Below are 25,147 nucleotides of genomic sequence, written 5' to 3' on the forward strand. Positions count from 1 at the left end.
CAGCCCGCAAAATCAACCAACTTCCCACCCAACTCAACATGCAAACCATGCAAAGGCGTGCGCTTAATATCCGTCATAAATAAACCCTTTCCCAAGCCAGTTTTCCGAGGTCATCGAATAGCTTGCAACGATGAATTTGCAGGACAGTCTGATATCACCAAGGTTCCTGTGGACGGTCTTGCGAGTCAACAACAATACCGCCCGGCCAGATTCGGGGGTGAGCGAGAATAATTTCCAAACCGCAACGAACGGCTCTGGCCCCGGACCTAGACCTGTCCTAAGACTTGCCACGCAAGAGGGACCGACATGTCACATATCACACTGGTGCGTCACGGGCAGGCCAACACCACCGCGCGCGACGAAAAGAACTATGACAAGCTCAGCGATCTGGGACATCAGCAGGCCCGCTGGCTGGGGGCGCATTTGCAGGACACACGCAGCCATTTTCCCCGGGTCTATTGCGGCACCCTGATCCGCCACGCCGAGACCACCGCCAGCATGGGGCTGACTGATCCGATCCGCGATCCGCGGCTGAACGAGATCGAGTATTTCACCATCGCGCAGCTGTTCGAGGAACAGCACGGAGTGAAAGTGCCCACTGATCGCGAAGGTTTTGTCGAGCATCTGCCCCGCACCTTTGCCGCCTGGGCCGATGGCGCCATCAAAAACACACCGGAAACCTTCGAGGAATTCGAAACCCGGGTGCGCGACGCGCTGACCGATATCGGAACCGAAGGCGGCCCTGCCATTGTTGTGACCTCGGGCGGGTTGATTTCGATGGTTGTCCGGCAGGCGATGGGCCTGGATATCCCGGCCATGGCGCGGGTGGCTCTTGCCATCATGAACACGTCAATGCACCGTTTATACCCGATAGGTACTCAGCTCAGCCCGGTTCTGTTCAATGCCGTTCCGCATCTGGAAGCACCAGACCGGCAGTTTGCACAGACCCACCTGTAACCCCAAACCAGAGGCTTTGTGATGCAACTTTACTATGCCCCTCGCACGATTTCGGTCGCCGTTGCGATTGCACTGGAAGAGGCCGGGCTGGACTATGAAGCGATCCAACTGGGCTTTGCCGGTGGAGAGCAAACCAAATCCGCCTACAAGCAGATCAACCCAAAAGGCCGGGTTCCGGCGCTGGTGGTAGACGGTGGGATTTTGACCGAAACCGGGGCACTTTTGGAGTTCATCGCAGCAATGGCTCCGAAGGCCGGGCTGGTGCCTGCGGACCCGATCATGGCCGCCCGGATGCGCGAGGTGATGTATTACCTTGCCTCGACCATGCATGTGAACCACGCCCATAAGCTGCGCGGCGCACGGTGGGCCGACAAGAAATCCAGCTGGAAGGATATGACGGCAAAAGTCGCGCAGACCATGGCAGCGTCCTGCGACTATATCTGTTCGAACGGTCTGCGTGGACCGTTTGTGCTGGGCGAGGCGTTCTCGCTTGCCGATGCCTATTTGTATGTGGTTTGCAGTTGGTTGGAAGGCGACGGCGTCGACGTCGCAGCCTACCCCAAGATCGTCGCCTTTCGTGAGGCGGCAGAGGCGCGCGCTTCGCTGAAAGCCGTACGTGCCGCCGGAATGCTCTGATAAAGGGGACAAAATATGACGCATCTATGGGTCCGGGCCGAACAGCGCCCGAACGAAGAACGGGTCGGGCTGACCCCTGAAGGCGCTTTGGCTCTGATCGCTGCTGGCATCCGCGTAACGGTCGAGGAAAGCCATGTTCGCGCCATCCCCATCGACGGTTACAAGGCTGCTGGCTGCGAGATCGCGCCCGAGAATTCCTGGCCAGATGCACCTAATGACGCGATCATCTTTGGCCTCAAGGAACTGCCCGACGATGGCACGCCCCTGCCCCACCGCCACATCATGTTCGGCCATGCCTATAAGGGTCAGCATTCCGGCCGGGCGCTGCTAGAACGGTTCAAGGCCGGGGGCGGAACGCTGTATGATCTGGAATATCTTGTCGACGAAAACGGCCGCCGAGTCGCCGCCTTTGGCTATTGGGCCGGCTATGCCGGGGCTGCGGTGACACTCAAGACTTGGGCCGCGCAGCAGCGGGGCGCGGAATGCCCTCCGGTTGGTGTCTATCCCAGCAAGGACGCGTTGAATTCCGAGCTTCAGGCTGAACTAGATGCCATCGAGGCCAATAGACCAAGGGCCATCGTCATCGGTGCTCTTGGCCGCGTGGGTACCGGCGCCAGCGACCTTTGCACGGCGATGGGTGTCAGTGTCACCAAGTGGGACATGGCCGAAACCGCCAGCGGCGGGCCGTTCCCTGAAATCCTCGACCACGACCTGTTCCTGAACTGTATCTTCGCGCGCCCAGGTACGCCGATTTTTGTCCCACATGAGGCACTGGCCGCTGACCGCAAGCTGACCGCCATCGGCGATGTCGCCTGTGACCCCGACAGCGATTATAACCCTGTTCCGGTTTATGACCGAGCAACAACTTGGGACGCACCTGCCCTGCGCGTGGCGACCAATCCGGTTCTTGATGTAGTTGCAATCGACAATCTGCCGTCGATGCTACCGGTCGAAAGCTCGGAAGATTATGCAGCACAGCTTCTGCCTTCTCTGCTGACCCTGACCGATCTGGACAGCGGCGTCTGGGGCCGGGCCCGCGATACGTTCGACAACCATGTCTAGGAGTAGCCACGCATGGAACACCTGATCGGAGGCGCGGCAGCAGTTCTAGGCACTGTATGTTGGCTTCCTCAAACCCTAAAGACCTGGCGCTCCCGCGAGACCAAGGATCTGTCTATGCCGGCGAACCTGTTGATTCTGGCCACGTTGAGCCTGTGGCTGATTTACGGAGTGATGATTGCGGCATGGCCGCTGATATTGGGTAATGTGATCTCGATCCTGCTTGTCAGCGCGATCGTGATTGCAAAACTGAGGTTTGGCTGAACAGCCGTAAAGGAGTTTTCACATGACGATTCACTGGTGTGGCACCGGCCTGTCGGCCATTCCCGGCTTACGCCGCCTGATCGAAGGCGGGCAAAAGGTCACGGTCTGGAACCGGACAATCGAAAAGGCCAAGGCCGAAGTTGGTGACCTGACCAGCGATATCCGCGTTTTTGACATCGACGCCTTGGCGGCGGTGCTGGAACAGGGCGATGTCATCGTTTCGATGTTGCCCGGCGATTGGCACGTGCCCTTGGCCGAGCTTGCAATCGCGAAACAGGCGAATTTCGTCTCATCCTCCTATATCGCGCCCGAGATGCGCGCGTTGGACGACGCGGCCCGCGAAGCCGGGGTGGCGCTGGTCAACGAGGTCGGGCTGGACCCGGGCATCGATCACTTGATGGCTCATGCACTGATCGACGACTATCGCGCTTCGGACGCGTTCGACCCGCAGAACCACCTGAGTTTCATCTCTTATTGCGGTGGTATCCCCAGGCATCCGAACCCGTTCCGGTACAAGTTCAGCTGGTCACCGCTGGGTGTGCTCAAGGCGTTGCGTTCACCATCGAAATCAATTCGCAATTATGCTCCGCTGGACGTGGCGCGCCCATGGGATGCGATTACCAGCTATATCGCCCCCCTGCCCACACCCGAAAGCTTTGAGGTCTACCCGAACCGCGACTCGATCCCGTTCATGGCGCAGTACGATTTCGAGGATCACTGGCCGGTCAAGGAATTCGTCCGCGGTACGCTGCGTCTGAATGGCTGGGCCGATGCGTGGTCGGATGTGTTTGCCGAAATCGAAACCCTGTCCGGGCCCGAAGGCGATGCACGCCTGAAGGAGATGTCGGACCAGTTCTGGGCCGAAAACGCCTATGACGAGGGCGAGCCGGACCGTGTGGTTCTGTGTGTGGGCCTGAAGGCGGAAAAAGACGGCGTTCCGGTCTGGCACAAAACCTATGTGATGGATGCCTGGGGTGACGACCGCGGCACGGCAATGGCGCGGCTGGTCTCGGTCCCCGTTTCACTGGCTGTCGAAGCCGTCTTGAACCGCGCTATCCCGGCAGGCGTTCATGCGGCCCCCAATGATCCAAAGCTGGTGCAGAGTTGGATGGCTGAAATTGACCGGCTGGCGCAGCATCTGCAGGTGGTGGATCACGCGGGCTGAAAACTAAGCCCGCACCAACCTGGATTGGCCGGGTTGGTACATCAATTCAGATGCGTATACGCGAGATCGACAAGGTTTCTACGCAATTCCGGTCCAAACAAGTGTTCAGCTGCATAGCGGTGTTCTTCGGAGCCCTTATCCGAGCCCGAAAAGTAATATTCGCCACCCGAAACACACTCAAACATGGCGCTGTCTACTATCAACCTATTTGCATATTCTTTTGACGCAGTCTGCTCGAATCCGATTGCTGTGCCGAGGTAAACAACCTGCACCAGGACCTTTGCACGCCAATCACCTTGGTCGATCAGGTCATACGGCGTATCAAAACCAGCTCCGCTGTGAAAATCTGGATATTGCTCTGCAAACTGCAATGCAATGTCTTCGCAGCTAAGCTCAGCATAGCTCGCGCGTTTTTCAGGAAACAGAGGCGGGCAATCTGGGCCAGCAAGTCGGCAGGCCTCAAGGAACTTGCGGCGATCATATGCATTGTGTGGATCGGCATGTAACGCTTCGGAAAAGGCCAAAGCCGAGGGTCTATACTCCTTTGCCCGCAATCTGAAATAGCCAGCATAGCTCCAGGCCCACGGGCCCACTTTATGGTTGGCTATGGCGTCTTCAACCAGAGGCTCAACCTCTGACAACCGATCCATCCGGCGCAAGAGTTTGGCTTTTGTCTCTAGCGAATAGTCATTACCCGGGGCAATCTCCAGCGCTGCCTCAATTGCCTCCATCGCCGCTGGGTATTCTTCGGCGCGGGCGTGGGCCAGCGCCTTCCACTGCCACGGCACGCGGCTTTCAGGGTCTTCTGCAATAGCCAGATCAGCCTCGCTTTGGGCAGCCTCCCAGTCTCTATTCCACATATGTGCCCGCATCTTGTGTCGATGGATCAGCGACCGGGTTGACGGGTTATATGCCGCCCATATCAACAACGTATCACAGGCGGCCAACTTGTCTTCCAAGTCAGCCTTACTGAAGTTGCAGGTAGCCATCAGCTTTTTACGTTCTTGGCCTAGCACCAAAACCCCAGCGATTGCGATCAAGACAATACCCGTTAGAACACGGGCGAGCTTCGATTTTCTGTGTCGCAAAGAAGCTGGGGTATCGGATGTCATTCATTCAACCAAAAGTAGTTCACCCGAACCTAAATCAAACCTGGCTGAAATTGTCCACGACCATCCCTTTATCCGATTAAACCGCCAGACAAGAAGGTGTGGAAAACTCTGTCCTCGATCCGTTGCGCAATCGCCTACATCAGATCGTTTTCCACATCTTCCGCCGATACCCCCAGCGCATCCAAACCATTTTCCAGATGATCTGACATGTGCGGCGTGCCGATCAGGTAATCAGCGCAGGGGGTTGAGGCTTCGGCCCTTGCGGTGGCGATGGCTTCGACCAGATCCTCGGCGAAGAAGCTTTCGCGCCCGATCCACATGATAGCCACCAGTTCGGCCTGTTCGTCCTCGCTCATGTGATCAATGAACGCGCGCAACTCGCCCTCGGCCCGATTCAGCTCGCGCCCCATCAGCGCAACCTGAGCAACTTTTCTTGCTGAAATTTCCAACATGACCCGACTCCTGTGTTCGCGGCTTTCGAATGAAACAACCACTAGGCAGAGCTCGAGTCTTTGATCTTGAACAAACGCGTTAGCGCAGGCGCACACGCGAAACCGGCTGATCCGGCACCGGTGCGGTTCTGAACGGGCGAAAGGTGGCTTTTTTCACCCAAAGTTTAAGTGCCTGCCAGATGATCAGCGCAAAGGTCCGCCGCGCACCAAATGGGCGGCGCAGCAGCGACCACAGGATCACCCGGTTGGTCAGCGGACGGCGTGTCCCGGTTAACGTCGCGATCAAACCGCCCTCGGGGCGGGCATAGTCGATCCACACGCCGACACGCTCGGGGCGGTAATCGAACCGGAAGGTGTAACTTCCTTCGATCTTCTGGAAGGGCGAGACATGCAGCAGTTTGTCAGCCACCATCCTGTCGGTTGCCTTGATGGGTGAAAAGCCGGGATTGTGGCACAGATAGCTGTGGCGCGTGCCATAGGTATTGGTCACCTCGGCCACAACCGCATAGAGCGCACCCTGCCCATCGAAACAGAACCAGAAGCTGACCGGGTTGAAGACATGACCCAAAACCCGGGGCTGGGTCAGCAACATCAGGCGCGCCGGTTGCGCCACCTGCATCTGATCGAACTGGGTGCGCAGCCATACGGCAGCGCCGCCTTGGCCCGGCGCCCCCCCGTGGTCCTGCGACCGCCAGTTGGTAAGGTTGGCCCGGTTCACCGAAAACAGCACTGGTGTAGTCAGATCACATTCGGGGTTCAGAAGAATGTAGTCGACCGAATAGCGGAAGGCGTTTTCGATCGCCCCCTTGCGCCCGTGAAAAGTATGGCCCGCAACGTGATCAACGGTCTGTGTCATTCGATATGGTCCGACCCGCTTGTAACCGCCCGGAGGGGCGTGGTTTTCTGAAGGTTTCTGTTACTTAGAATACGGCATCCAGCCAGGATTGGATCAAAAATATCGCTTCAGAGTGATCCGGCTTGGGACACCAACCGTATTGTGGTTATGTTTACCGAGATAGACACCGTGACCTTGGACGAGCCGGCGGCTACACCCGCCGTCCTCAAGCCATGGCGCGCAAGAAAACGCATCAAGGGTAAACAGGTGAACGGAACACAAAGCAGTTGCGACACCAGGATTGAGTGGGTGGACCATGTCAGGCGCATTCGGGATGCGCAGGATCAGGCGGCTTTTGCCGAGCTGTTCCAGCATTTTGCGCCGCGTATCAAGGCGTTCCTGATGAAGTCAGGCTCGGACGCGACCATGTCCGAGGAATGTGCGCAAGAGGTGATGGCGACCTTGTGGCACAAGGCCCATCTGTTCGATCCGACCCGGGCAACGGTGGCCACATGGGTGTTCACCATCGCACGGAACAAACGCATCGACGCCCTGCGCAAGCAACGGCGCCCCGAACCGGAAGAACTGGGATGGGGCCCCGAGTCCGAACCTGATCAGGACGACGTGATCGTCTTGCAACAAGAAACCGCGCAGCTGCGCACTGCCTTGAAGGCGTTGCCTGACGCGCAAAGAGACTTGATCGAAAAGGCCTATTTCGGAGACCTGAGTCACCGGGAAATTGCGTCTCAGACTGGATTGCCTCTGGGAACGATCAAATCAAGAATTAGGCTGGCGCTGGATCGCCTGCGCCACGCAATGAACTGAGACAGAGACGATGAGCAAACAGATTAAGCATCACCTGACGGAAGATCTGCTGATGGCATATGCCGCCGGCAGCCTGCCCGAAGCGTTCGATCTGATGGTCGCGACCCATCTGTCGCTGTGTGACCATTGCCGCGCGCAGGCTGAAAGCTTTGATGCGGTTGGCGGACAGATACTGGACGAGCTGCCCTATCCTGCCCAAATGAGCGACAGCGCGCTGGCTGCGACGATGGCGCTGATCGCCCAAGGCGCACCGACCCCCAAGCCCGTGAACAAGGGCTGCGCCGTGCTACCTGCCCCCCTGCAGGACTACGTCGGCGGCACTGTCAATGACATCCGATGGCGGCCCATCGGAATGGGCGTCAGACAAGCTATCTTGCCGACGAGCGGCGACGCTTCGGCACGTCTGCTGTTCATTCCGGCCGGAACCGCAGTTCCGGATCACAGCCATAACGGTATGGAATTGACCATGGTTCTGCAGGGTGCTTTCTCGGATGAGGTTGATCACTTTGCACGCGGCGATGTCGAGATTGCCGATGAAGATCTGCATCACACCCCGACCGCAGACATTACCGCAGATTGCATCTGTCTGGCCGTTACCGACGCGCCGCTAAAATTCACCAAGCTCATGCCCCGCTTGTTCCAGCCCTTCCTGCGTATCTGATCTCTGGGACCTGACGCGGTGCGCTGGCCAAATCCGGCCAATGTCGCATCGAACAGCTTGTCAGATTTCGTGCCGCGCCAGCGGTACAACGCCCGGCGTGTCGTCAGGTGCGATCTCTTCGAAATCGAAATTGTCCAGTCGCTGCGCCCGGCGCCCTGCCTTTTCAGCGCTGATCTTGATTTCCGAGATATCCTTGGCCGCCTGCCCGAAATGACGGTCCAGATTGGAAACCCGATCGCCCAGGCGATCTACATCCTTGTGCAGCAGACCCAGCTCTTTGCGGATAGCACCCGCCTGTTCCCGCATCCTTGCGTCCTTCAGGATCGCGCGCATCGTGTTCAGCGTTGCCATGCAGGTGGTGGGCGAGACGATCCAAACGCGTTTGGTAAAGCTCTCCTGCACCAATTCGGGAAACTTGGCGTGCAACTCGGCATAAACCGCTTCAGAAGGTAGGAACATCAACGCGCCATCGGCGGTTTCCCCGTCCAGAATGTATTTCTCGGAGATGTCGTTGATATGCTTGCGCACAGTTGTTCGGAACATCTGCACCGCTGCTTTCAGCTCCGCATCATTGGTCGACCCGATCAGCGCCTCATACGCTTCCAACGGGAATTTGCTGTCGATCACAATGGGGCCTGGTGGGTTGGGCAGGTGGATCAGGCAATCTGCCCGACGCCCGTTCGACAAGGTCGCCTGCAGTTTGAAACTGTCCGAGGGCAACGCCTTGGAGACGATATCGTTCAACTGAATCTCTCCGAACGCACCGCGCGTCTGTTTGTTCGACAGAATATCCTGAAGCGACAGCACATCGCCCGACAGTTTGGTGATGTTATCCTGCGCCTTGTCGATGGCCGCCAGACGCTCCTGCAACTGGGTCAGTGACGTCGCCGTCTGTTTCGACGAGCCGTGAAGCGATTCCTTCATCCGCTCCTGCATCTCGGCCAGCGCACGCGCGGATTTCATCGCATTATCTGCCAGCCGATCGTTCATCTGCTGCTGCACCGAAGACAGGCGGGATTCAACCGTCTGGATCACCTGCAGCTGCGCATTGGCCTGCGTGTCCGAGACATGCTGCAGACCACCGCGCAGCTGCTCTTGTCCTTGTCCCAACTGCTGAACATGCTGACCCAGATGCGCCATTTGCCGCGACAGTGGCTCGGCCATCCTGGCTGACCGGTTGGCCGCTCGCAAAGACAGGAACAGCAGCAACAGGATCAATGCCACCACCCCGCCAACGACCAAGATCACGGGGTCGTTCAAGGCAAATTGGGTTCCTGCAATCTCGATCATATCGCCTCGGGTGTTCTTGTTTTATTCTTCATAGCCCGCGCACCCCGCGGGATCAACTGCGTCCGAACAAACGTTCGATATCGGTCAGCTTCAGTTCCACATAAGTTGGCCGCCCGTGGTTGCACTGGCCGGAATGAGGCGTTGCCTCCATCTCGCGCAGCAGGGCGTTCATCTCTTCGGCCCGCATTCGGCGGCCCGAGCGGATCGAACCGTGACAGGCGACACGACTGAGGATCGCCTCAATCCGCGCCTGCACCATCTGGCTTTCACCCTGATCGGACAGCTCATCCAGAATATCCAGAATCATTGCGCGGGCGTTGACCTCACCCAGAATGGCCGGGGTTTCACGCACGGCAACCGCACCGCCGCCGAAGGGCTCGAGCGTCAGGCCAAAGCGCGAAAGGTCATCTGCCACCGCCATAAGTCGCGCGCAGTCGCTTTCAGACAACTCTACGATCTCGGGGATCAGCAGCGCCTGCGCCGCCACGCCGTTCGCCGCCATCTGGGTTTTGAGCTTTTCATAGACCAGCCGCTCATGCGCGGCGTGCTGATCGACGATCACCATGCCATCAGCGGTCTGGGCGATGATGTAGTTTTCATGCACCTGCCCGCGCGCGGCCCCCAAAGGCAGGTCTTCGGTCGGCGCCTCGGAAGCGGGCTCCGCGACCGGCTCGACCACGCTGCCGCTGTAATCGCGGGTCAGTTCAGCAAAGCCCGGCGCCTGCGCCTGATAAGCCATCTGGCGCGCGGCGGGTGAGGGGCGATCCATCTGATACACCCGCGCCGGGGTGGAGTGAGACGGCTCGGGTCGCATCGCGCCAAGCGTCGCGTTTGCGACGGTCGAGGACGCCCGGTGCCCCGCTTCGGCCAGTGCGTGCCGCAGGGCCGAGACGATCAGCCCGCGTGCGACGCCGGGATCGCAGAACCGGACCTCGGATTTCGCGGGGTGCACGTTCACATCCACCAGCGTCGGATCACAGTCGATGAACAGAGCCGCCGCCGGATGCCGATCACGGCTGAGAAAGTCGAAATAGGCCGCCCGCAATGCACCGGTCAGCATCTTGTCACGCACAGGCCGTCCATTGACGAACAGGTACTGCGCCACCGCTGCGCCCCGAGAATAGGTCGGCAGAGCGGCATAGCCATACAGCCGGATACCCTCACGCGTGGCGTCAATTTGCAACGCGTTCTCGGCAAACTCGCGCCCGATCACGCGGGCCAGTCGGGCATGCAACGCGTTAAACAGATCACCATTCTCGCGGTCAGCACGGAAGGTTACGCGCCCCTCGCCGCCGCCCGAGACATCGCGCAGGGTAAAGGTGACCGAGGGCTCGGCCATGGCCAGACGTTTGACCGTATCGGCGATGGCCTGTGTCTCGGCGCGGTCGGTACGCATGAATTTCAGACGCGCAGGCGTGGCAAAGAACAGATCGCGCAACTCGACCACGGTACCCGCGCGCAGAGCCGCGGGTTTCACCGCGGACATTGTGCCACCAGCGACCTGAATCTGCGCCGCATCCGCCCCCGGAACACGACTGGTTATGGTCAAACGCCCGACCGCGCCCAGCGACGGCAACGCCTCACCGCGAAATCCGAAAGTATGAATGTTCAGCAGATCCGACCCGTCGATTTTCGAGGTTGCGTGGCGGGACAAAGCCAACGGCAAGTCCGTCGCCGCAATACCACAGCCGTCATCGGTGACGCGAATCAGCGTCTTACCCCCATCGGCGATCTCTATCGCAACCCGCGTGGCACCTGCATCAATGGCGTTCTCGATCAATTCCTTGACCGCAGAGGCCGGTCGCTCAACCACTTCGCCGGCTGCGATCCGGTTGATTGCAGCATCGTCCAACTGCCGAATTACCGGTCGAAACTCGTTGATATTGGGGTTTGCCTGCTCCATACCCCTAGACCTAGCACATGCGCACACGATTCTGCCACCGCTATGGTATTCAGATTTTGTGCAAGAGGGGGGGCGTTCGGACAATCGCGCCATGTCGGCCTGCAAGGCGACGACCTTGATCACGATTGCCCGAACAAGCCGGGGTGAGTGGTGGTCAGTTGCTTAACAATACAACAACCTTAGCACGATCTGCAGATTAAGGCTCATTAACTCTGGCCGCGCTGTTCGCGTTGGCAAAGTTCAGCCGAAATACGGCATCAGCCAACAGCAGGAATTTGCCGGATCAGACAGTGCCTGGAGCGCCCGCGCGGGTCCGGCAGGGGCCGAAAACAGCCGCAAGCGCCAGAATCACACCCGATACCGTTGCGATCATTCCGGCGGCACTCACGGCATCGCGGGCACCCAGCCATAATGGGCCATAGCCCGCCAGAACATAGCCCATCACGGCCGAAACAACGGCAAATACAACGCTCCATGCGATTTGAGTTTCCAATCGGTTGGTCATCAACCGCGCCGCAGCGGGGGGGCAAATGAACATGGCGATCACGATGATCGAGCCAACCGCGTCGAAGGCTGCGACGGCAGCTATCGCCGCTGTGATCACCAGCGCAAACCCCAAAGGACCGGTCCGAATACCAATCGTGCTGGCAAAACCTTCGTCAAAGGTCGAAATCTTCAATGGTCGCCAGAATATCCAGGTAAACAGGGAAACCCCTGCAAGTGTCAGCGCGATACGCGGCAATTCCGGGGGCAACCCTGCAAGCGCTGCCGGGTCCCACAGCGAGACCCATCCCGTTGCGTCCAGCCAGATCAGACTTTCGAGATTGCCATACAGCGCGTGTTCCACATCCAGATGCACGGTCGAGGTGTCCGTCTGCTCCAACAAAAGAACGCCCGCCGCAAATAGGGTAGTAAAGACCACGCCCATTGCCGCACCGGGTTCGATCTGACCCAGCCTGCGGATCGCCTCGATCATCACCACAGCAACCACGGCAGCACCCGCCGCGCCCAGCATCATTGGCCAGGTCGAGATCGCGCCGGTCAGAAGAAAGGCAACCACGATACCCGGCAGCACCACATGGCTGATGGCATCCCCGATCAGCGCCTGTTTGCGCAGAACCAGAAAGTTCCCCGGAAGGGCGCAGGCGATGGCCGCAAATGTCCCGATCAGCAGCGGTGTCAGTGACAGGGGAACGAATTCTTCGCCGCTCATGGTGCTATCCCCTGCGGGCCGCCGATCTGGCGGTCGATCTCGGTAATCTGGTCGCGGGTCAGCGCGGTTTCGATATCGCGCAGCCCATCATACAACGCCGCTGTTGCTTCGTGGGCCTGGTCCGTGCGAACGACCTCCCACCGCTTTTCGTCGCGCAGGGCTTTGGCGGCGCGGGCCTTGCCAGCCTCGGTTGCCACGCCGTCGGGGCGGGCCAACCCGGCCCGGCGTAACAAACGCAGGGTCAGCGGCTCATAGATTTTCTGCCCTTGTGCCAACGCAAGCAAGCCCTGCCGGATATGAACCCGACGCTGGAATTGCAGGTGCCGCAACACCGCCGCCAGAACACCGCGAACCGGCGCCAACAGCAACGACAGGACAAACACGGCAAAACTGACAAGAACGATAAGCGGACCCGTCGGCAGATTGGGAGCCGCCGCCGACAGCGCCGCACCGATATAGCCCGAGACGCCCCCGATCAGACCCGCCAGCAACACTACTCTTTCGGACCGCTCAGTCCAAAACCGGGCTGTCACCGGCGGAATGATCAAAAGCGCAACGATCAGGATCAACCCGACAACTTTCAGGCCAACCACTGTGACGGCCATTACCAGACCCATCATTGCAAGGTCGATGCGATGCACCGGCAGGCCCCTGGCTGCGGCAAATTCAGGGTCAAAGGCCACGATCGTCATTGGACGGCGGATAATCATGACAAGCGCCAGCGTTGCCGCGCCTCCGATCGCAATGATCATCGCATCTGCCCAAAGCATCCCAGCGGTCGAGCCCAGCAGAAACCCTTCAAGCCCCGCCTGTCGGCCCACACCCATGGTCTGGATCACCGTCAGCAGCACAATGCCGAAACCAAAGAATACAGATAGGACCGCTCCGATCGCGGCATCCTCGGCCAGCCGCGTGTGCCGCGTCAGCCAGTTCATACATAAAAGGCCGATCCAAGCGGATATTGCCGACCCAACGAGCAGGCCGATCAGGTTTCTGCCGTCCCCACCGAGGGCCACAAGCACCATAAAGGCCAGACACACACCCGGCAATGTCGCATGGCTGATCGCATCGCTGACCAGTGCACGTTTGCGCAAGAACAGAAATGTGCCGGTTACCCCGGCGGAAATGCCCAGCAGGCTTGCGCCGATTGCGACAAGCGTGGCGTTATAGCCAAGCTGAAGGGTCAGAGCATCCCAATGCATGACTCACCCCAGCGCGCGTGAGATCTGGTCGATCTGCGCAGTAGCCAGACGGCCGCCATAGGCAGATTGCAATGTCTTGGCCGTAAATGCCTCGGCCACGGGCCCCTCGGCGACTTTGCGCGTGTTGATCAGGAAAACATGGTCGAAATAGTCGGTGACGGTCGCCAGGTCATGATGCACCGCAACCACGGTCTTGCCCGCCTCTTTCAGCGATTTCAGGACGGAAATGATGGCCTTTTCCGTTGCCGCATCAACCCCGGCAAAAGGTTCGTCCAGCAGATACAGATCGGCGGCCTGCGCCAAGGCGCGCGCCAGAAAGACCCTCTGCTGCTGGCCGCCTGACAACTGGCCGATCTGCCGGTCGGCAAAGTCACGCATCCCTACACGGTGCAGGCAATCCATCGCCTGCGCCTTATGCCGGGCGCGCACCCGTCCCAACAGCCCCAGTTCGCGCGACAAGCCCATCAGAACCACGTCAATCACGCGCGTCGGGAAGTCCCAGTCCACGCTGGCCCGCTGCGGCACATATGCGATCCGGGACCGCTGTCGATCCAGCCGATCGCCAAACACCGTCACCTGACCGGACAGGGGTGAGACAATCCCCAAAGCCGCCTTCAACAGGGTCGATTTACCAGCACCGTTTGGCCCGATGATCGCTGTCATGGCACCCGGTTGCACGGTCATATCAACCGAGAAAACTGCCGGCTTCTGCCCGTACGAGACGGTCAGGCCACGAATGGCCAGCGGGCTTTTTCCAATGTCGTTTTCCGGAAGGGGGATGCCCTGATGTGCCGCCAGTTCCAGCATCTCTTAAAACCCCGCCGACAGATTGCCGCTCATGCCAGTTTTGGGAATATCAGCCCCCAGAGCGCCTGCGATTACTGTGATATTGTGATCCAGCATCCCGATGTAGGTACCCTCATAGGTGCCGGGCTCGCCCATCGCGTCCGAATAAAGCTGTCCACCGACTTCGACCTGATGTCCCCTGGCCGCTGCGCCCTCGATCAGCGCACGCATCGACCGATCCGAGACCGAGCTTTCCACGAAAACTGCCGTCAGTTGCCGGTCAACCAGCGTATCGACCAATTCGCTAATCCGGTTCAATCCCGCCTCGGATTGGGTTGAAATGCCCTGAATTCCAAGCACATCGTACCCGTATTCAGCACCGAAATACCCAAAGGCATCATGTGCCGTCACCAGAACACGGTTGTTTTCCGGGACCGCTGCAAGCACTTGCTTGCCATAAGTCTCCAGTTCCGCGATCTGCGCAAGAAAGGCCTCTGCGTTTGCCGCAAAGGTGTCCGCGGCCTCGGGGCGCGCTTGTGTCAGGGCTTTTTGCACCTCGACCACGACATCGCGCCACAGGGCCGGGCTCATCCAAAGATGGGGATCGTATTTGTCAGCATAATTGTCATGCGCGTGCAGCTTTGACTTATCAACGCCTTCGGCTACCGCAACGACCATGCGTTTACGCCCTAGGTCATGGAAGAACTCTTCCATCTGCGCCTCAAGATACAGACCATGCCACAGGATCAGATCGGACCTGGTCATAGCGACGATATCACTGCGGGTCTGACGATAGGCATGCGGGTCGACGCCGGGGCCCATAAGGCCCTTCACCTCGACCTGATCACCTCCGACCTGACGGGCGGCATCGGCAATCATACCGGTCGTGGCCACCACTTTCAGCGGCGCATCGGCCCAGGCCGAGAATGGGAATACAGCGGCGAATGCCAGCGCTGCAAGGAAACTACGACGAATCATATCAGACCCCGGAAATGGTATCTTGCTAAGATGAATATGAGAACCGCTCGCAACTAAGTCAATGCTATTGAGAATTATTCGCAAGAAAACGCCTATTTTGTCCATTTGGTCAAAAAATTTACCCTTCCAATGCCGGATGGCCTTCCATTTGCATCTTACCCGTGCGAATTTGATACAAACCTCCCAAAGGATGTGAAAATGGAAACGCAGAGCTCAGAAAGCCCCGTGCGCACCGCGCATCTGCCGCAAGTGACCGAGCCCCGGAACCCTGGAATGGAGCTTGATCTGGATTGGGTGCGGGCCGTACAGGTCAACACCTCGGCCGTTGAGCGCCGCGCAGCCACCCTGCCGGGTCGGCGCTCGGTGAAAAAGGACTACCAGGCGGCGTGGCTGCTCAAGGCGATCACCCTGATCGACCTGACCACCCTATCGGGAGACGATACCGTCGGCCGTGTCCGGCGCCTGTGCGCCAAAGCGCGGCAACCCGTGGCTTCTGCAACACTTCAGGCGTTGGACATGCCACCGATCACCACCGGCGCGGTCTGTGTCTATCACGACATGATCGAAACCGCTGTGGATGCGCTGAAGGGCACCGGGATTCCGGTGGCCGCCGTATCGACCGGATTCCCTGCAGGCTTGTCCCCGTTCCACCTGCGCGTGGCCGAGATCGAAGAAAGCGTCAAAGCCGGAGCCGAGGAAATCGACATCGTAATCTCTCGGCGTCATGTGCTGTCGGGCGACTGGCAGGCCTTGTATGACGAGATGAAAGCCTTCCGCGTGGCTTGTGGCGACGCGCATGTCAAAGCCATCCTTGCAACCGGCGAACTGGGCAGCCTACGCAACGTGGCGCGCGCCTCGCTGGTCTGCATGATGGCGGGGGCGGATTTCATCAAGACTTCGACCGGTAAGGAAAGCGTCAACGCCACGCTGCCCGTGTCGCTGGTGATGATCCGGGCGATCCGCGATTACTATGACCGCACCGGGTATCGTGTCGGATATAAACCCGCAGGCGGGATTTCCAAAGCCAAGGACGCACTAGTTTACCTGTCGCTGATCAAGGATGAGTTGGGCGACCGTTGGCTGGAGCCGGACCTGTTTCGCTTTGGCGCGTCGTCGCTTTTGGGCGATATCGAACGGCAGCTAGAACATTTCGTAACGGGTGCTTATTCCGCCGGTTACAGGCACTCGATGGGCTGAGGACGAAAACAATGACAGTCAAAGAGATTTTCGAGACCATGGATTACGGCCCTGCCCCCGAAAGCTCAGCCGAAGCGCTGGCCTGGCTGGTCGATCAGGGTGACAAATTTGGTCACTATATCGACGGGACCTTCACCAAACCGGGCAAGGGGTTCGACAGCCGCAACCCGGCGACCGGAGAGGTTTTGGCCAAGCTGACCCAGGCCAAGCAAGCCGATGTCGACGCCGCCGTATCCGCCGCCCGCAAGGCGCAGCCAAAATGGGAGAAGATGGGCGGTGCGGGTCGTGCGCGCTACCTCTATGCCATCGCGCGCCTGCTGCAAAAGCACTCGCGCCTGTTTGCAGTGCTGGAAAGCTTGGATAACGGCAAGCCGATCCGTGAATCGCGCGACATCGACATCCCTCTAGTACAGCGTCACTTTTACTACCACGCCGGCATGGCGCAGTTGATGGAAAGCGAACTACCCAACGCCGAAGCGCTGGGAGTGTGTGGACAAATCGTTCCTTGGAACTTTCCGCTGCTGATGCTGGCTTGGAAGATTGCTCCGGCGCTGGCCATGGGTAACACGGTCGTTCTGAAACCTGCCGAATATACCTCTCTGACCGCGCTGCTGTTTGCCGATATCTGCTCACAGGCCGGGCTGCCCAAGGGTGTGGTCAACATTGTCACGGGCGATGGCGCGGTAGGTGAGATGATCGTGGCCTCGGACGTGGACAAGATCGCCTTTACCGGCTCAACCGCAGTGGGGCGGCGCATCCGTGAGGCGACCGCCGGTTCGGGTAAGGCGCTGACTTTGGAGCTGGGCGGCAAGTCCGCCTATATCGTCTTTGACGACGCCGATATCGATTCCGCCATCGAAGGGCTGGTCGACGCGATCTGGTTCAATCAGGGTCAGGTTTGTTGCGCGGGTTCGCGTCTGTTGGTTCAGGAAGGCATCGCCGATCGGTTCCACGAGAAACTGCGCGCCCGAATGGACACTCTGCGCATCGGTGATCCATTGGACAAATGCATCGACGTGGGTGCTGTGGTCGACCCGGTCCAGTTGCAGACCATCAAGAGCATGGTCGACAACAACACCGCGGGTCACGTTTATCAGGCGGCTGGCGCGCTGCCCGAAAATGGCTGTTTCTACCCGCCAACGCTGATCTCGGGCCTCGAAACCTCTGATCTACTGATGCAGGAGGAGATTTTCGGTCCGGTGCTGGTGTCCTCGACCTTCCGTACTCCGGAAGAGGCGGTTGAGCTGGCCAACAACACCCGTTACGGGCTGGCGGCGACGGTATGGACCGAGAACGTGAACCTTGCACTGGATATCGCACCGAAGCTGGTCGCGGGCGTTGTCTGGGTGAATGCCACCAATCTGTTCGATGCCGCAGCCGGGTTCGGCGGTGTGCGCGAAAGCGGCTTTGGCCGCGAAGGTGGCTGGGAAGGTCTGACCGCTTACACCAAGCATAAAGGCAAAGGCAAGCCATTGGCCAAGGCCGAGGCAGCGATGGGCGAAGGTGCCCCGGTCGATCCGATTGACCGTACTGCCAAAATGTATGTCGGCGGCAAACAGGCCCGTCCTGACAGCGGATATTCGAAACCCGTCTGGGGCAAGTCTGGACTGCTGGGCCATGTGGGTCTGGCCAACCGCAAAGACGTCCGCAACGCGGTCGAGGCCGCAGCGGGGGCCAAGGGTTGGTCCAAGACCACCGGCCATCTGCGGGCACAGATCCTGTATTACATCGGCGAAAACCTCTCGGCCCGCGCGGGTGAATTCGCTGCGCGCCTTGATGCCATGACCGGCAGGAAAGACGGCGCGAAAGAGGTCGAAGCCTCGATCCAGCGCCTGTTCACCGCCGCTGCCTGGGCCGACAAGTATGACGGCCAGGTGCACGGCGTTCCGATCCGGGGCGTGGCCATTGCCATGAAAGAACCTGTCGGCGTGATCGGCGCGCTCTGTGCTGACGAGGCGCCGCTGCTGGGTCTGGTCTCGGCCATGGCGCCTGCGGTTGCGATGGGCAACCGGGTGGTTCTTGCGGCAAGCGAGCCTTACCCGCTGGCGGCGACGGATTTCTACCAAATCCTCGAAACCTCGGACGTGCCCGCTGGCGTGGTCAACATCCTGACTGGCAGTCACACGGAACTGGCGAAGCCGCTGGCTTCGCATCTGAATGTGGATGCGATCTGGTCATTCTCGTCTACCGATCTGTCGGCCGAGATCGAGCGGGCTTCGGCCGGGAACCTGAAACGGAGTTGGGTTAATAACGCCATGGCAACCGACTGGCACGAGGATCAGACTCGCCGCTTCCTGCAGGCTGTGACCGAGGTTAAAAACATCTGGGTGCCCTACGGCGAGTAGGGCCCCAGCCCTGGAAAACCCAGGGGTGCAAACAGTTTGTTCGGGTACAGATGGCGCGCTGCTGCATAGAGTGATCATTGAATGCACATAACGATGATTAACATGTGACATTGTTCATATACAGCGCCGCCACTATCCCTCAGCTTGGACCCAGTCTTTACAAGGTTGGATCGGGCCATGCTGAGTTTTCCATACGAGTTTCCAGAATTGGTACAGGTCGCCACGATGATCGGCGTCTTTGGCGCGGGCCTCTACATCACCAGCTATTTTCTGCTGCAGATGGGGATCATCCGGGGCAACGGCAGCCTCTACCCCCTGCTTGTGATCGCCGCAGCCGGATGTGTTCTGTTCAGCATGTCGGAAGAATTCAACCTCGCGGGCTCGATCATTCAACTGGCCTATATCTCGATCTCGATCCTGGGCCTGCTGCGCGGGTTTCTGTCCCGACATCTGCTTCGGTTCTCAGACGACGAACGTCAGTTCATCGCCCTGCACCTTGAATCGCTGAAACCCCATCAAGCCCGGAAACTGTTGAACACCGCCGCCGTCAAGACCTATGAAAACGGTGACATCCTGATCGAAGAAGGCAAGACAACCGACTTTTTGGGCTTTGTCTTAAAGGGGCGGACCACGATCCTGAAAAACGGCCGGGTCATCAACCAATGTGGAGAAGATGAGATTTTGGGAGAGCTGACCTTTGGCCTTGGGCTGCCTGCCACAGCCACGGTAATAGCCACCGAACCCACCAAATGCCTGGTCTTCGACAATATCAGCCTGATGCGCTTGCTGCGGCGGAGCCGCCATATCGACGATGCATTGAAAGCAGCGCATTTCCGACATACACGGCAAAAGCTGTTGAACAGCAACAAGCACACGCTGCAGGCCCAGAGAAGACCTGCAGCGGCCTAAGGGTCAGCCGTCCAGACCTTCGGGTTTGCCAACGATGGTAAAGTGCAAACCATCTGGGTCCAGCAGTTCGGAGGCCACCCGGTTCACATCCTCAAGCGTCACTGCATTCACCTTGTCATTGCGTGTGGCGATATAGTCGATAGGCAAATCCTCCATCTGCATACCCACCATGATCCCGGCGATCTGGCTGTTGCCATCAAAGCGCAGCGGATAGGCACCGGTCAGATAGGTCTTGGCGTCGTCCAACTCCTTCTGAGTGACCCCTTCGGATGCGGCGCGCGCCCATTCGTTGCGGATCACATCAACGGCTTCGGCGATACGGTCATTGGCCGAGGACACCGACCCAAGATACACAGAGGCCAGATCCTTTGGCACCAGATAGGTCGCCACGCCATAGGTCAGACCGCGTTTTTCGCGCACTTCCTGCATCAGGCGACTTTCGAAACCCCCGCCGCCAAGAATGTGGTTCAACAGATAGGCGGAAAAGAAATCCGGGTCGTCGCGGTCGATCCCGGCATGGCCGAACAGAGCCACCGATTGCGGCGTATCGAACTCGATCACGCTCACTCCGCCAGTGATCGTCACATCGGCCCGCTTAGGGATCGGTTTGCCGGTATCCGGCAGATCAAGCAAGAGCTCGTCCAGCACCGCGCCCAGTTCCTCTGGGGTGATATCGCCGACCGCGCCTACATACAGTCGATCCTTGGTAAACACGTTCTCATATGCCGTGACCACATCATCGCGGGTCAAGGCGCTGACACTCTCGATCGTGCCCTTGCCTTCGGAACCGTAGGGGTGATCGCCATAGGCCATTTCCGCGAAGCTGCGCCCGGCAATGTCACTGGGGCTGGTCTGATCTGACCGCAGACCCGACAGAACCTGAGCGCGAACACGGTCTACAGCATCCTGATCGAAACGCGGTTCGTGAATCGTGGTCCGCAACAGGTCAATCACCTCATCCCTGTTTTCGGTCAGAAACTGTGCCGAGATCGACACTGAATCGTCTGAGGCGCTATACCCGAACGACGCGGCCAGAGATTCCAGCTCGCGCGCATAGGTGCGGGCATCCATTTCGCCAGCGCCTTCTTCGATCAGGCCGCTCATCAGATACACCGCGCCGCGCTTTGTCGGGTCGTCCAGCGACGTGCCACCGCGGAACCGCAGCTCCAGGGCGGTGAAGGGGATCGAGTGATCCTCGACCAGCCATGCGGTGATGCCACCCGGCGAGGTGACTTCTTCAATCTCGATCTCGGCCCATGCAGGAACTGCGATGACCAAAGCAATCAGAGTTACAAATATCCGCTTCATTGCGTTACCTCATCGTCTCGCATCAGCCAGCCCGTGACCGAGGTTTCAGGCTGCAGCACCTCGCGCGCGGCGGCGATGATCTGATCACCGGTCACCGCCTGCAGGACATCAGGCCAAGCCTGTACATCTTCGACCGTCAGCCCGCTGGTCAGGGCACGGCCATAGCGATTGCCGATCCCGTCCACATTGTCACGCGCATAGGTCTGCGCGGCGCGCAGCTGCATCTTGATCCGATCCAGATCCTCTTCGTTCACACCTTCGGCGATGAAATCGGTCACGGCCTGATCCATCGCATCCTCGGCCTCTTGCAGCGACACGCCTTCGGCCGGAACAACCAGCAGATCAAACGTGGTATCGTCAAGCGACACGCCTCGGTAGAACGCACCGGTATAGACGACCTTTTGCTGCTCGAACTGCAGTTTTTCATTCAGGTACGACGTCGTGCTGCCCCCCAGTAATTCAGCCAGAAGGAACAGGGCGGCGGCTTTTTCCTGCGCACCTGCGTCCCGTTCGGGTGCTAGATAGCTGCGCTGAACATAGGGCTGCGATACGCGCGCATCCTTAAAGGTCAGACGGCGTTCAGCGGTTTGTGGCGGCTCCTGTGATCGCACCCGTTCGGGCAGGTCCGGGTTTGCCGGGATTACCCCGTAATATTGCTCGGCCAGGGATTTGACCTCGTCTGGCTCAACATCGCCGGTCACCACCAGGATGGCGTTATTTGGCGAATAGTGGATCTGATAGAAGGACAGTGCATCGTCCAGGTCCAGCGTTTCCATCTCATGTTTCCAACCGATAACGGGGACACCATAGCGGTGGTTGAGGTATTGCGCCGCGCTGACCTGTTCACCGAACAGGGCGCGCGGGTTGTTTTCGGTACGCTGGTTACGTTCTTCCAGGATCACGTCGCGCTCGGTGGCGATGTCATCATCGGACAGGCGGATATTGCGCATCCTGTCTGACTCCATCCGCATCATCAGCTCAAGCCGGTCGGCAGCAACACGCTGAAAATAGGCGGTGTAATCATACGAGGTGAACGCGTTGTCATTGCCGCCATTGGCCGCGACGGTGGCAGAAAACTCGCCCGCCTCCAGCGTGTCGGTGGCCTTGAACAACAGGTGTTCCAGAAAATGCGCCACACCGGACGAACCAACCGGCTCATCCGCCGATCCGGCGCGATACCAGACCATGTGCTGCACGACTGGGGCGCGGTGATCCTCGATCACGACAACGTCCATACCGTTATCCAGCGTAAAGGTGGTGACCGCCTCGTGCCCATCTTCGGCAAAAACCGGGGTGGCGGCGATCAGAGCAGCCGACAGTGCCAGAGCCCGAACCATGGGGCATCCTCCGTTTCGTTTCTGGTGTTCAAACTACGGTGGTGCCGCCCGGGTTCAACCCCGATGACGGAAAGTTAAGAATTATTCATTGACCGGCGGCGCCGATGGCGTTTCGATCCCAGCGTTCCGCGCAGCCTGGGTTTGCTTGTTCGGGTCGATAGCCCAGCGACGGTAAACCTGCGAATATCGATCTACGTTGAACAGCCGCAAACGGGTCCAGCGCCCCTGACGCTTGCGGAAATCCACATCTTCTTGGTTGACGACCTGCCGTGTGTTTGACGGAACGCCATATCGGCTAGAGGCCGTGACAAGCGCGCCATCAGAGGCAGGCACAGCGGTATTTGGATTCGAAGCAGCCGGATTCCCGCCCAGCGCGGCAATAGCATCCCCTGTGGGATTGGCATCGGTCAGGTTGGTGCCACCCGGTGTCGGTGCGGGCAAAGAGTTGTAGTTCTCGGGCTGGGTCAGAGGTTTGACCGGCAGAATCGCAAACTCGTCCGGGCCCGGGCCCGGCGGCTCGAGGTGGCGCAGACCGATATCCGAACATCCCGCAACCGCAAGACTCATAGTCACAACAAATATGGAACGCGGCAACCGCATGAAAGTCTCCAGCCTGTTTCAGGCGCTTTTATCGTATTTCCAAACCCGCGTCACGAGGGCTTTTTCCTATCAAACAGCACCAACCCGAACGCACCTGCGAATATGAATACATCGGCCAGATTGAACACATAGGGGTTGTCGAAACCACAGCAGGACATGTTCAGAAAATCCAGCACATATCCGTACAACACGCGGTCCACCACATTGCCAAGCGCACCGCCGATCAGCAGGCCGCCACAGACCAAGATGAGCTTTGAGGGGGCCGTGCGCATCAACCAAATCAACACGCCCACTGAAATCACCAGCGAAACTCCGATCAGAGCCCAGCGCGCGGCGTCGCCATTGCCCTGAAACAGGCCGAAATTGATGCCGCGATTCTCGCCATATCTGAACACCAGAAAGGGCGGCAGAACGCTGATCGGCCCTTCGGCCACGCGCATCACATGAACGACCAGGTACTTGCTGATCTGGTCGATCAGAAACGCGGTCAGCGCCGCCCAGAGGAGCAATCGGGCACGCATCAGTGACGGAAATGCCGCATGCCGGTAAAGACCATGGCCAGACCGGCCTCATCTGCGGCGGCGATCACGTCGTCATCTCGCATCGAGCCGCCAGGCTGAATCACGCAGGTGGCCCCGGCCTCTGCGGCCTCCATCAAACCGTCGGGAAAGGGGAAGAACGCGTCCGACGCCACCGCTGAGCCGATGGTCAGCGGCTGTGGCAGGCCTAGAACATCGGCCATGCGCTCGGCCTTTTTGGCCGCGATCAGGGCCGAATCCACGCGGCTCATCTGGCCAGCGCCGACACCCACGGTCGCGCCGTCCTTAACATAGACGATGGCGTTGGATTTCACGTGCTTTGCCACCTTCCAGGCAAACAGAAGGTCGCGCATCTGTTCATCCGTCGGGGCCTTCTTGGTGACAACCGTCAGGTCATCCATGCCGACGAAACCGTTATCCTTGTCTTGCACCAACAGACCGCCCGCGACCTGACGCACGGTTTTGCCACCGGCGGTCACATCCGGCAGGCCTTCGGTCGTCAGAAGGCGCAGGTTTTTCTTGGCGGCAAAGATCGCCTTGGCCTCATCCGAGGCGCCAGGTGCGATCACAACCTCGGTGAAAATCCCTGTGATCTCCTGCGCGGTTTCAGCGTCCAGCGGCTGATTCAGGGCCACGATCCCGCCAAAGGCCGAGGTACGGTCACAGTCGAACGCGGCCTTATAGGCGTCCAGCAGCGTGCCTCCTGTCGCAACGCCGCACGGGTTGGCATGTTTGATGATGGCACAGGCCGCACTCTTGACGGGATCGAATTCCGCAACCAGCTCAAACGCCGCATCAGTGTCGTTAATGTTGTTATAGCTCAGTTCCTTGCCCTGATGCTGAAGGGCGGTCGCCACACCGGGTCGGTTGGTACCGTCGGTATAAAATGCAGCGGTCTGATGGCTGTTCTCGCCATAGCGCAGTGTCTGTTTCAACTCGCCCGCAAAAGCGCGGCGTTTGGGGGCCTCAAGCAGCAGCGCATCGGCCATCCAGTTCGACACGGCGGTGTCGTAAGCAGCGGTGCGGGCATAGGCCTTTTGCGCCAGCCACTGACGGAAACCATATGAGGTCTTGCCATAATTCTCGTCCAGCTGATCCAACAGCGACGAGTAATCCTCGACATCGACCACGACATTGACAAACGCGTGGTTCTTGGACGCGGCGCGGATCATCGCCGGGCCGCCGATGTCGATATTCTCGATACATTCGTCATAGCCAGCGCCTTTAGCCACGGTCGCCTCGAACGGATAGAGGTTCACCACCAGCAAGTCGATCGCGTCGATGCCGTGTTCGTACATCGCGGCGACATGGGTGTCATTGTCACGCAAGGCCAGCAAGCCGCCATGCACCATCGGGTGCAGCGTTTTGACCCGGCCATCCATCATCTCGGGGAAACCGGTGATCTCGCTGACATCCTTCACCTCCAACCCCGCATCGCGCAACGCTTTTGCTGTGCCGCCGGTCGACAACAACTCGACCCCGCGGTCGGCCAGCGCCTTACCCAGCTCGATCAGCCCGGTCTTGTCGGATACGGAAAGCAACGCGCGGCGCACGGGGTGAAGATCGGTCATGGG

General features: G+C 59.2%; 24 protein-coding genes. 10 read left to right on the forward strand and 14 right to left on the reverse strand.

Translation table 11 applies throughout. The features are described from left to right. Positions 1-306 precede the first annotated feature (306 nt). Genes AC2FJW_RS15465 through AC2FJW_RS15485 form a run of 5 tightly spaced genes read left to right on the forward strand, consistent with a single transcriptional unit; the run spans position 307 to position 4,081 of the window. Positions 307-957, forward strand: coding sequence for a histidine phosphatase family protein (locus AC2FJW_RS15465; RefSeq protein ID WP_142640087.1), 651 nt, complete (start codon positions 307-309; stop codon positions 955-957). 21 nt (positions 958-978) lie between these two features. Then, positions 979-1,593, forward strand: coding sequence for a glutathione S-transferase family protein (locus tag AC2FJW_RS15470; RefSeq protein WP_496750581.1), 615 nt, complete (start codon positions 979-981; stop codon positions 1,591-1,593). 15 nt (positions 1,594-1,608) lie between these two features. Then, positions 1,609-2,655, forward strand: coding sequence for a saccharopine dehydrogenase (locus AC2FJW_RS15475; RefSeq protein ID WP_496750583.1), 1,047 nt, complete (start codon positions 1,609-1,611; stop codon positions 2,653-2,655). Positions 2,656-2,667: 12 nt separating this feature from the next. Then, positions 2,668-2,916, forward strand: coding sequence for a SemiSWEET family sugar transporter (locus tag AC2FJW_RS15480; RefSeq protein WP_142640081.1), 249 nt, complete (start codon positions 2,668-2,670; stop codon positions 2,914-2,916). 22 nt (positions 2,917-2,938) lie between these two features. Then, a complete protein-coding gene (locus AC2FJW_RS15485; protein WP_496750584.1) occupies positions 2,939-4,081 on the forward strand; it encodes a saccharopine dehydrogenase family protein in 1,143 nt (380 codons plus the stop codon). 41 nt (positions 4,082-4,122) lie between these two features. Here the strand turns inward: AC2FJW_RS15485 and AC2FJW_RS15490 are convergent, their stop codons facing one another. The 3 genes from AC2FJW_RS15490 to AC2FJW_RS15500 all read right to left on the reverse strand — a co-directional run bounded on the left by AC2FJW_RS15490 (position 4,123) and on the right by AC2FJW_RS15500 (position 6,501). Further along, positions 4,123-5,070, reverse strand: a complete 948-nt coding sequence (locus AC2FJW_RS15490; RefSeq protein WP_496750586.1) for a tetratricopeptide repeat protein — start codon at positions 5,068-5,070, stop codon at positions 4,123-4,125. A gap of 257 nt (positions 5,071-5,327) precedes the next feature. Then, complete coding sequence (locus tag AC2FJW_RS15495) at positions 5,328-5,645, reverse strand: DUF3775 domain-containing protein (RefSeq protein ID WP_142640076.1); 318 nt, start codon at positions 5,643-5,645, stop codon at positions 5,328-5,330. Positions 5,646-5,724: 79 nt separating this feature from the next. Then, entirely contained in the window at positions 5,725-6,501 is a 777-nt protein-coding gene (locus tag AC2FJW_RS15500) for a DUF1365 domain-containing protein (RefSeq protein ID WP_496750587.1), read from the reverse strand. Between the two features lie 147 nt (positions 6,502-6,648). Here AC2FJW_RS15500 and AC2FJW_RS15505 point away from each other — a divergent pair, with 147 nt between their 5' ends. Then, positions 6,649-7,305, forward strand: a complete 657-nt coding sequence (locus tag AC2FJW_RS15505) for a sigma-70 family RNA polymerase sigma factor (protein ID WP_496697722.1) — start codon at positions 6,649-6,651, stop codon at positions 7,303-7,305. Between the two features lie 10 nt (positions 7,306-7,315). Further along, positions 7,316-7,966: a ChrR family anti-sigma-E factor gene (locus tag AC2FJW_RS15510; RefSeq protein WP_496697724.1), complete on the forward strand. Its 651-nt coding sequence runs from the start codon at positions 7,316-7,318 to the stop codon at positions 7,964-7,966. A gap of 60 nt (positions 7,967-8,026) precedes the next feature. Here AC2FJW_RS15510 and AC2FJW_RS15515 read toward each other — a convergent pair whose 3' ends face one another. The 6 genes from AC2FJW_RS15515 to AC2FJW_RS15540 form a co-directional block, all read right to left on the reverse strand. Further along, entirely contained in the window at positions 8,027-9,256 is a 1,230-nt protein-coding gene (locus AC2FJW_RS15515) for a DNA recombination protein RmuC (RefSeq protein WP_496697726.1), read from the reverse strand. A gap of 52 nt (positions 9,257-9,308) precedes the next feature. After that, the gene (mutL, locus tag AC2FJW_RS15520) at positions 9,309-11,159 is read right to left on the reverse strand and encodes a DNA mismatch repair endonuclease MutL (protein ID WP_496750589.1); all 1,851 of its coding nucleotides are present in this window, start codon (positions 11,157-11,159) and stop codon (positions 9,309-9,311) included. Between the two features lie 283 nt (positions 11,160-11,442). Beyond that, positions 11,443-12,372 carry a metal ABC transporter permease gene (locus AC2FJW_RS15525; protein ID WP_496750590.1) on the reverse strand — a complete coding sequence of 310 codons (930 nt, stop codon included), beginning with the start codon at positions 12,370-12,372 and terminating at the stop codon, positions 11,443-11,445. Beyond that, positions 12,369-13,574 (reverse strand): metal ABC transporter permease, encoded by a 1,206-nt coding sequence (locus AC2FJW_RS15530; protein WP_496697731.1) that lies wholly within the window; start codon positions 13,572-13,574, stop codon positions 12,369-12,371. The genes AC2FJW_RS15525 and AC2FJW_RS15530 overlap by 4 nt, the downstream gene beginning before the upstream one ends. A 3-nt stretch (positions 13,575-13,577) precedes the next feature. Then, positions 13,578-14,381 (reverse strand): metal ABC transporter ATP-binding protein, encoded by an 804-nt coding sequence (locus AC2FJW_RS15535; protein WP_142640060.1) that lies wholly within the window; start codon positions 14,379-14,381, stop codon positions 13,578-13,580. A 3-nt stretch (positions 14,382-14,384) separates the two neighbouring features. Beyond that, on the reverse strand, positions 14,385-15,338 hold the full coding sequence (locus AC2FJW_RS15540) for a metal ABC transporter solute-binding protein, Zn/Mn family (RefSeq protein WP_271952144.1): 954 nt from the start codon (positions 15,336-15,338) through the stop codon (positions 14,385-14,387). 198 nt (positions 15,339-15,536) lie between these two features. Here AC2FJW_RS15540 and deoC point away from each other — a divergent pair, with 198 nt between their 5' ends. From deoC to AC2FJW_RS15555, 3 genes are all read left to right on the forward strand, one after another. Further along, entirely contained in the window at positions 15,537-16,535 is a 999-nt protein-coding gene (gene deoC, locus AC2FJW_RS15545; RefSeq protein ID WP_281973768.1) for a deoxyribose-phosphate aldolase, read from the forward strand. 11 nt (positions 16,536-16,546) lie between these two features. After that, positions 16,547-18,880 (forward strand): aldehyde dehydrogenase family protein, encoded by a 2,334-nt coding sequence (locus AC2FJW_RS15550; RefSeq protein WP_496750591.1) that lies wholly within the window; start codon positions 16,547-16,549, stop codon positions 18,878-18,880. A gap of 177 nt (positions 18,881-19,057) precedes the next feature. Further along, on the forward strand, positions 19,058-19,789 hold the full coding sequence (locus tag AC2FJW_RS15555; protein WP_281996041.1) for a Crp/Fnr family transcriptional regulator: 732 nt from the start codon (positions 19,058-19,060) through the stop codon (positions 19,787-19,789). A gap of 3 nt (positions 19,790-19,792) precedes the next feature. On the opposite strand, the gene AC2FJW_RS15560 is transcribed toward AC2FJW_RS15555, so the two are convergent. The 5 genes from AC2FJW_RS15560 to purH form a co-directional block, all read right to left on the reverse strand. Next, entirely contained in the window at positions 19,793-21,097 is a 1,305-nt protein-coding gene (locus AC2FJW_RS15560) for a M16 family metallopeptidase (protein ID WP_271952138.1), read from the reverse strand. After that, on the reverse strand, positions 21,094-22,434 hold the full coding sequence (locus tag AC2FJW_RS15565; protein WP_142640049.1) for a M16 family metallopeptidase: 1,341 nt from the start codon (positions 22,432-22,434) through the stop codon (positions 21,094-21,096). The genes AC2FJW_RS15560 and AC2FJW_RS15565 overlap by 4 nt, the downstream gene beginning before the upstream one ends. 81 nt (positions 22,435-22,515) lie before the next feature. Next, positions 22,516-23,034: a DUF3035 domain-containing protein gene (locus AC2FJW_RS15570; RefSeq protein WP_496750593.1), complete on the reverse strand. Its 519-nt coding sequence runs from the start codon at positions 23,032-23,034 to the stop codon at positions 22,516-22,518. 50 nt (positions 23,035-23,084) lie between these two features. Next, positions 23,085-23,555 (reverse strand): signal peptidase II, encoded by a 471-nt coding sequence (gene lspA, locus AC2FJW_RS15575; protein WP_496750595.1) that lies wholly within the window; start codon positions 23,553-23,555, stop codon positions 23,085-23,087. Continuing rightward, a complete protein-coding gene (gene purH, locus AC2FJW_RS15580) occupies positions 23,555-25,144 on the reverse strand; it encodes a bifunctional phosphoribosylaminoimidazolecarboxamide formyltransferase/IMP cyclohydrolase (protein ID WP_496750597.1) in 1,590 nt (529 codons plus the stop codon). The genes lspA and purH overlap by 1 nt, the downstream gene beginning before the upstream one ends. Between the last annotated feature and the right edge of the window lie 3 nt (positions 25,145-25,147).

The sequence above is a fragment of the Ruegeria sp. CDSA020 genome, assembly GCF_059612345.1.

Bases quoted from the DNA above. Each gene is read 5' to 3' on its own strand.
- AC2FJW_RS15470 (WP_496750581.1), top strand. From the start codon at position 979: ATGCAACTTTACTATGCCCCTCGCACGATTTCGGTCGCCGTTGCGATT.
- AC2FJW_RS15540 (WP_271952144.1), bottom strand. From the start codon at position 15,338: ATGATTCGTCGTAGTTTCCTTGCAGCGCTGGCATTCGCCGCTGTATTC.
- lspA (WP_496750595.1), bottom strand. From the start codon at position 23,555: ATGCGTGCCCGATTGCTCCTCTGGGCGGCGCTGACCGCGTTTCTGATC.
- AC2FJW_RS15530 (WP_496697731.1), bottom strand. From the start codon at position 13,574: ATGCATTGGGATGCTCTGACCCTTCAGCTTGGCTATAACGCCACGCTT.
- AC2FJW_RS15535 (WP_142640060.1), bottom strand. From the start codon at position 14,381: ATGCTGGAACTGGCGGCACATCAGGGCATCCCCCTTCCGGAAAACGAC.
- AC2FJW_RS15515 (WP_496697726.1), bottom strand. From the start codon at position 9,256: ATGATCGAGATTGCAGGAACCCAATTTGCCTTGAACGACCCCGTGATC.
- AC2FJW_RS15495 (WP_142640076.1), bottom strand. From the start codon at position 5,645: ATGTTGGAAATTTCAGCAAGAAAAGTTGCTCAGGTTGCGCTGATGGGG.
- purH (WP_496750597.1), bottom strand. From the start codon at position 25,144: ATGACCGATCTTCACCCCGTGCGCCGCGCGTTGCTTTCCGTATCCGAC.
- AC2FJW_RS15500 (WP_496750587.1), bottom strand. From the start codon at position 6,501: ATGACACAGACCGTTGATCACGTTGCGGGCCATACTTTTCACGGGCGC.
- AC2FJW_RS15525 (WP_496750590.1), bottom strand. From the start codon at position 12,372: ATGAGCGGCGAAGAATTCGTTCCCCTGTCACTGACACCGCTGCTGATC.
- AC2FJW_RS15485 (WP_496750584.1), top strand. From the start codon at position 2,939: ATGACGATTCACTGGTGTGGCACCGGCCTGTCGGCCATTCCCGGCTTA.
- AC2FJW_RS15510 (WP_496697724.1), top strand. From the start codon at position 7,316: ATGAGCAAACAGATTAAGCATCACCTGACGGAAGATCTGCTGATGGCA.
- AC2FJW_RS15565 (WP_142640049.1), bottom strand. From the start codon at position 22,434: ATGGTTCGGGCTCTGGCACTGTCGGCTGCTCTGATCGCCGCCACCCCG.
- AC2FJW_RS15475 (WP_496750583.1), top strand. From the start codon at position 1,609: ATGACGCATCTATGGGTCCGGGCCGAACAGCGCCCGAACGAAGAACGG.
- AC2FJW_RS15560 (WP_271952138.1), bottom strand. From the start codon at position 21,097: ATGAAGCGGATATTTGTAACTCTGATTGCTTTGGTCATCGCAGTTCCT.
- AC2FJW_RS15570 (WP_496750593.1), bottom strand. From the start codon at position 23,034: ATGCGGTTGCCGCGTTCCATATTTGTTGTGACTATGAGTCTTGCGGTT.
- mutL (WP_496750589.1), bottom strand. From the start codon at position 11,159: ATGGAGCAGGCAAACCCCAATATCAACGAGTTTCGACCGGTAATTCGG.
- AC2FJW_RS15465 (WP_142640087.1), top strand. From the start codon at position 307: ATGTCACATATCACACTGGTGCGTCACGGGCAGGCCAACACCACCGCG.
- AC2FJW_RS15505 (WP_496697722.1), top strand. From the start codon at position 6,649: ATGTTTACCGAGATAGACACCGTGACCTTGGACGAGCCGGCGGCTACA.
- deoC (WP_281973768.1), top strand. From the start codon at position 15,537: ATGGAAACGCAGAGCTCAGAAAGCCCCGTGCGCACCGCGCATCTGCCG.
- AC2FJW_RS15490 (WP_496750586.1), bottom strand. From the start codon at position 5,070: ATGGCTACCTGCAACTTCAGTAAGGCTGACTTGGAAGACAAGTTGGCC.
- AC2FJW_RS15550 (WP_496750591.1), top strand. From the start codon at position 16,547: ATGACAGTCAAAGAGATTTTCGAGACCATGGATTACGGCCCTGCCCCC.
- AC2FJW_RS15555 (WP_281996041.1), top strand. From the start codon at position 19,058: ATGCTGAGTTTTCCATACGAGTTTCCAGAATTGGTACAGGTCGCCACG.
- AC2FJW_RS15480 (WP_142640081.1), top strand. From the start codon at position 2,668: ATGGAACACCTGATCGGAGGCGCGGCAGCAGTTCTAGGCACTGTATGT.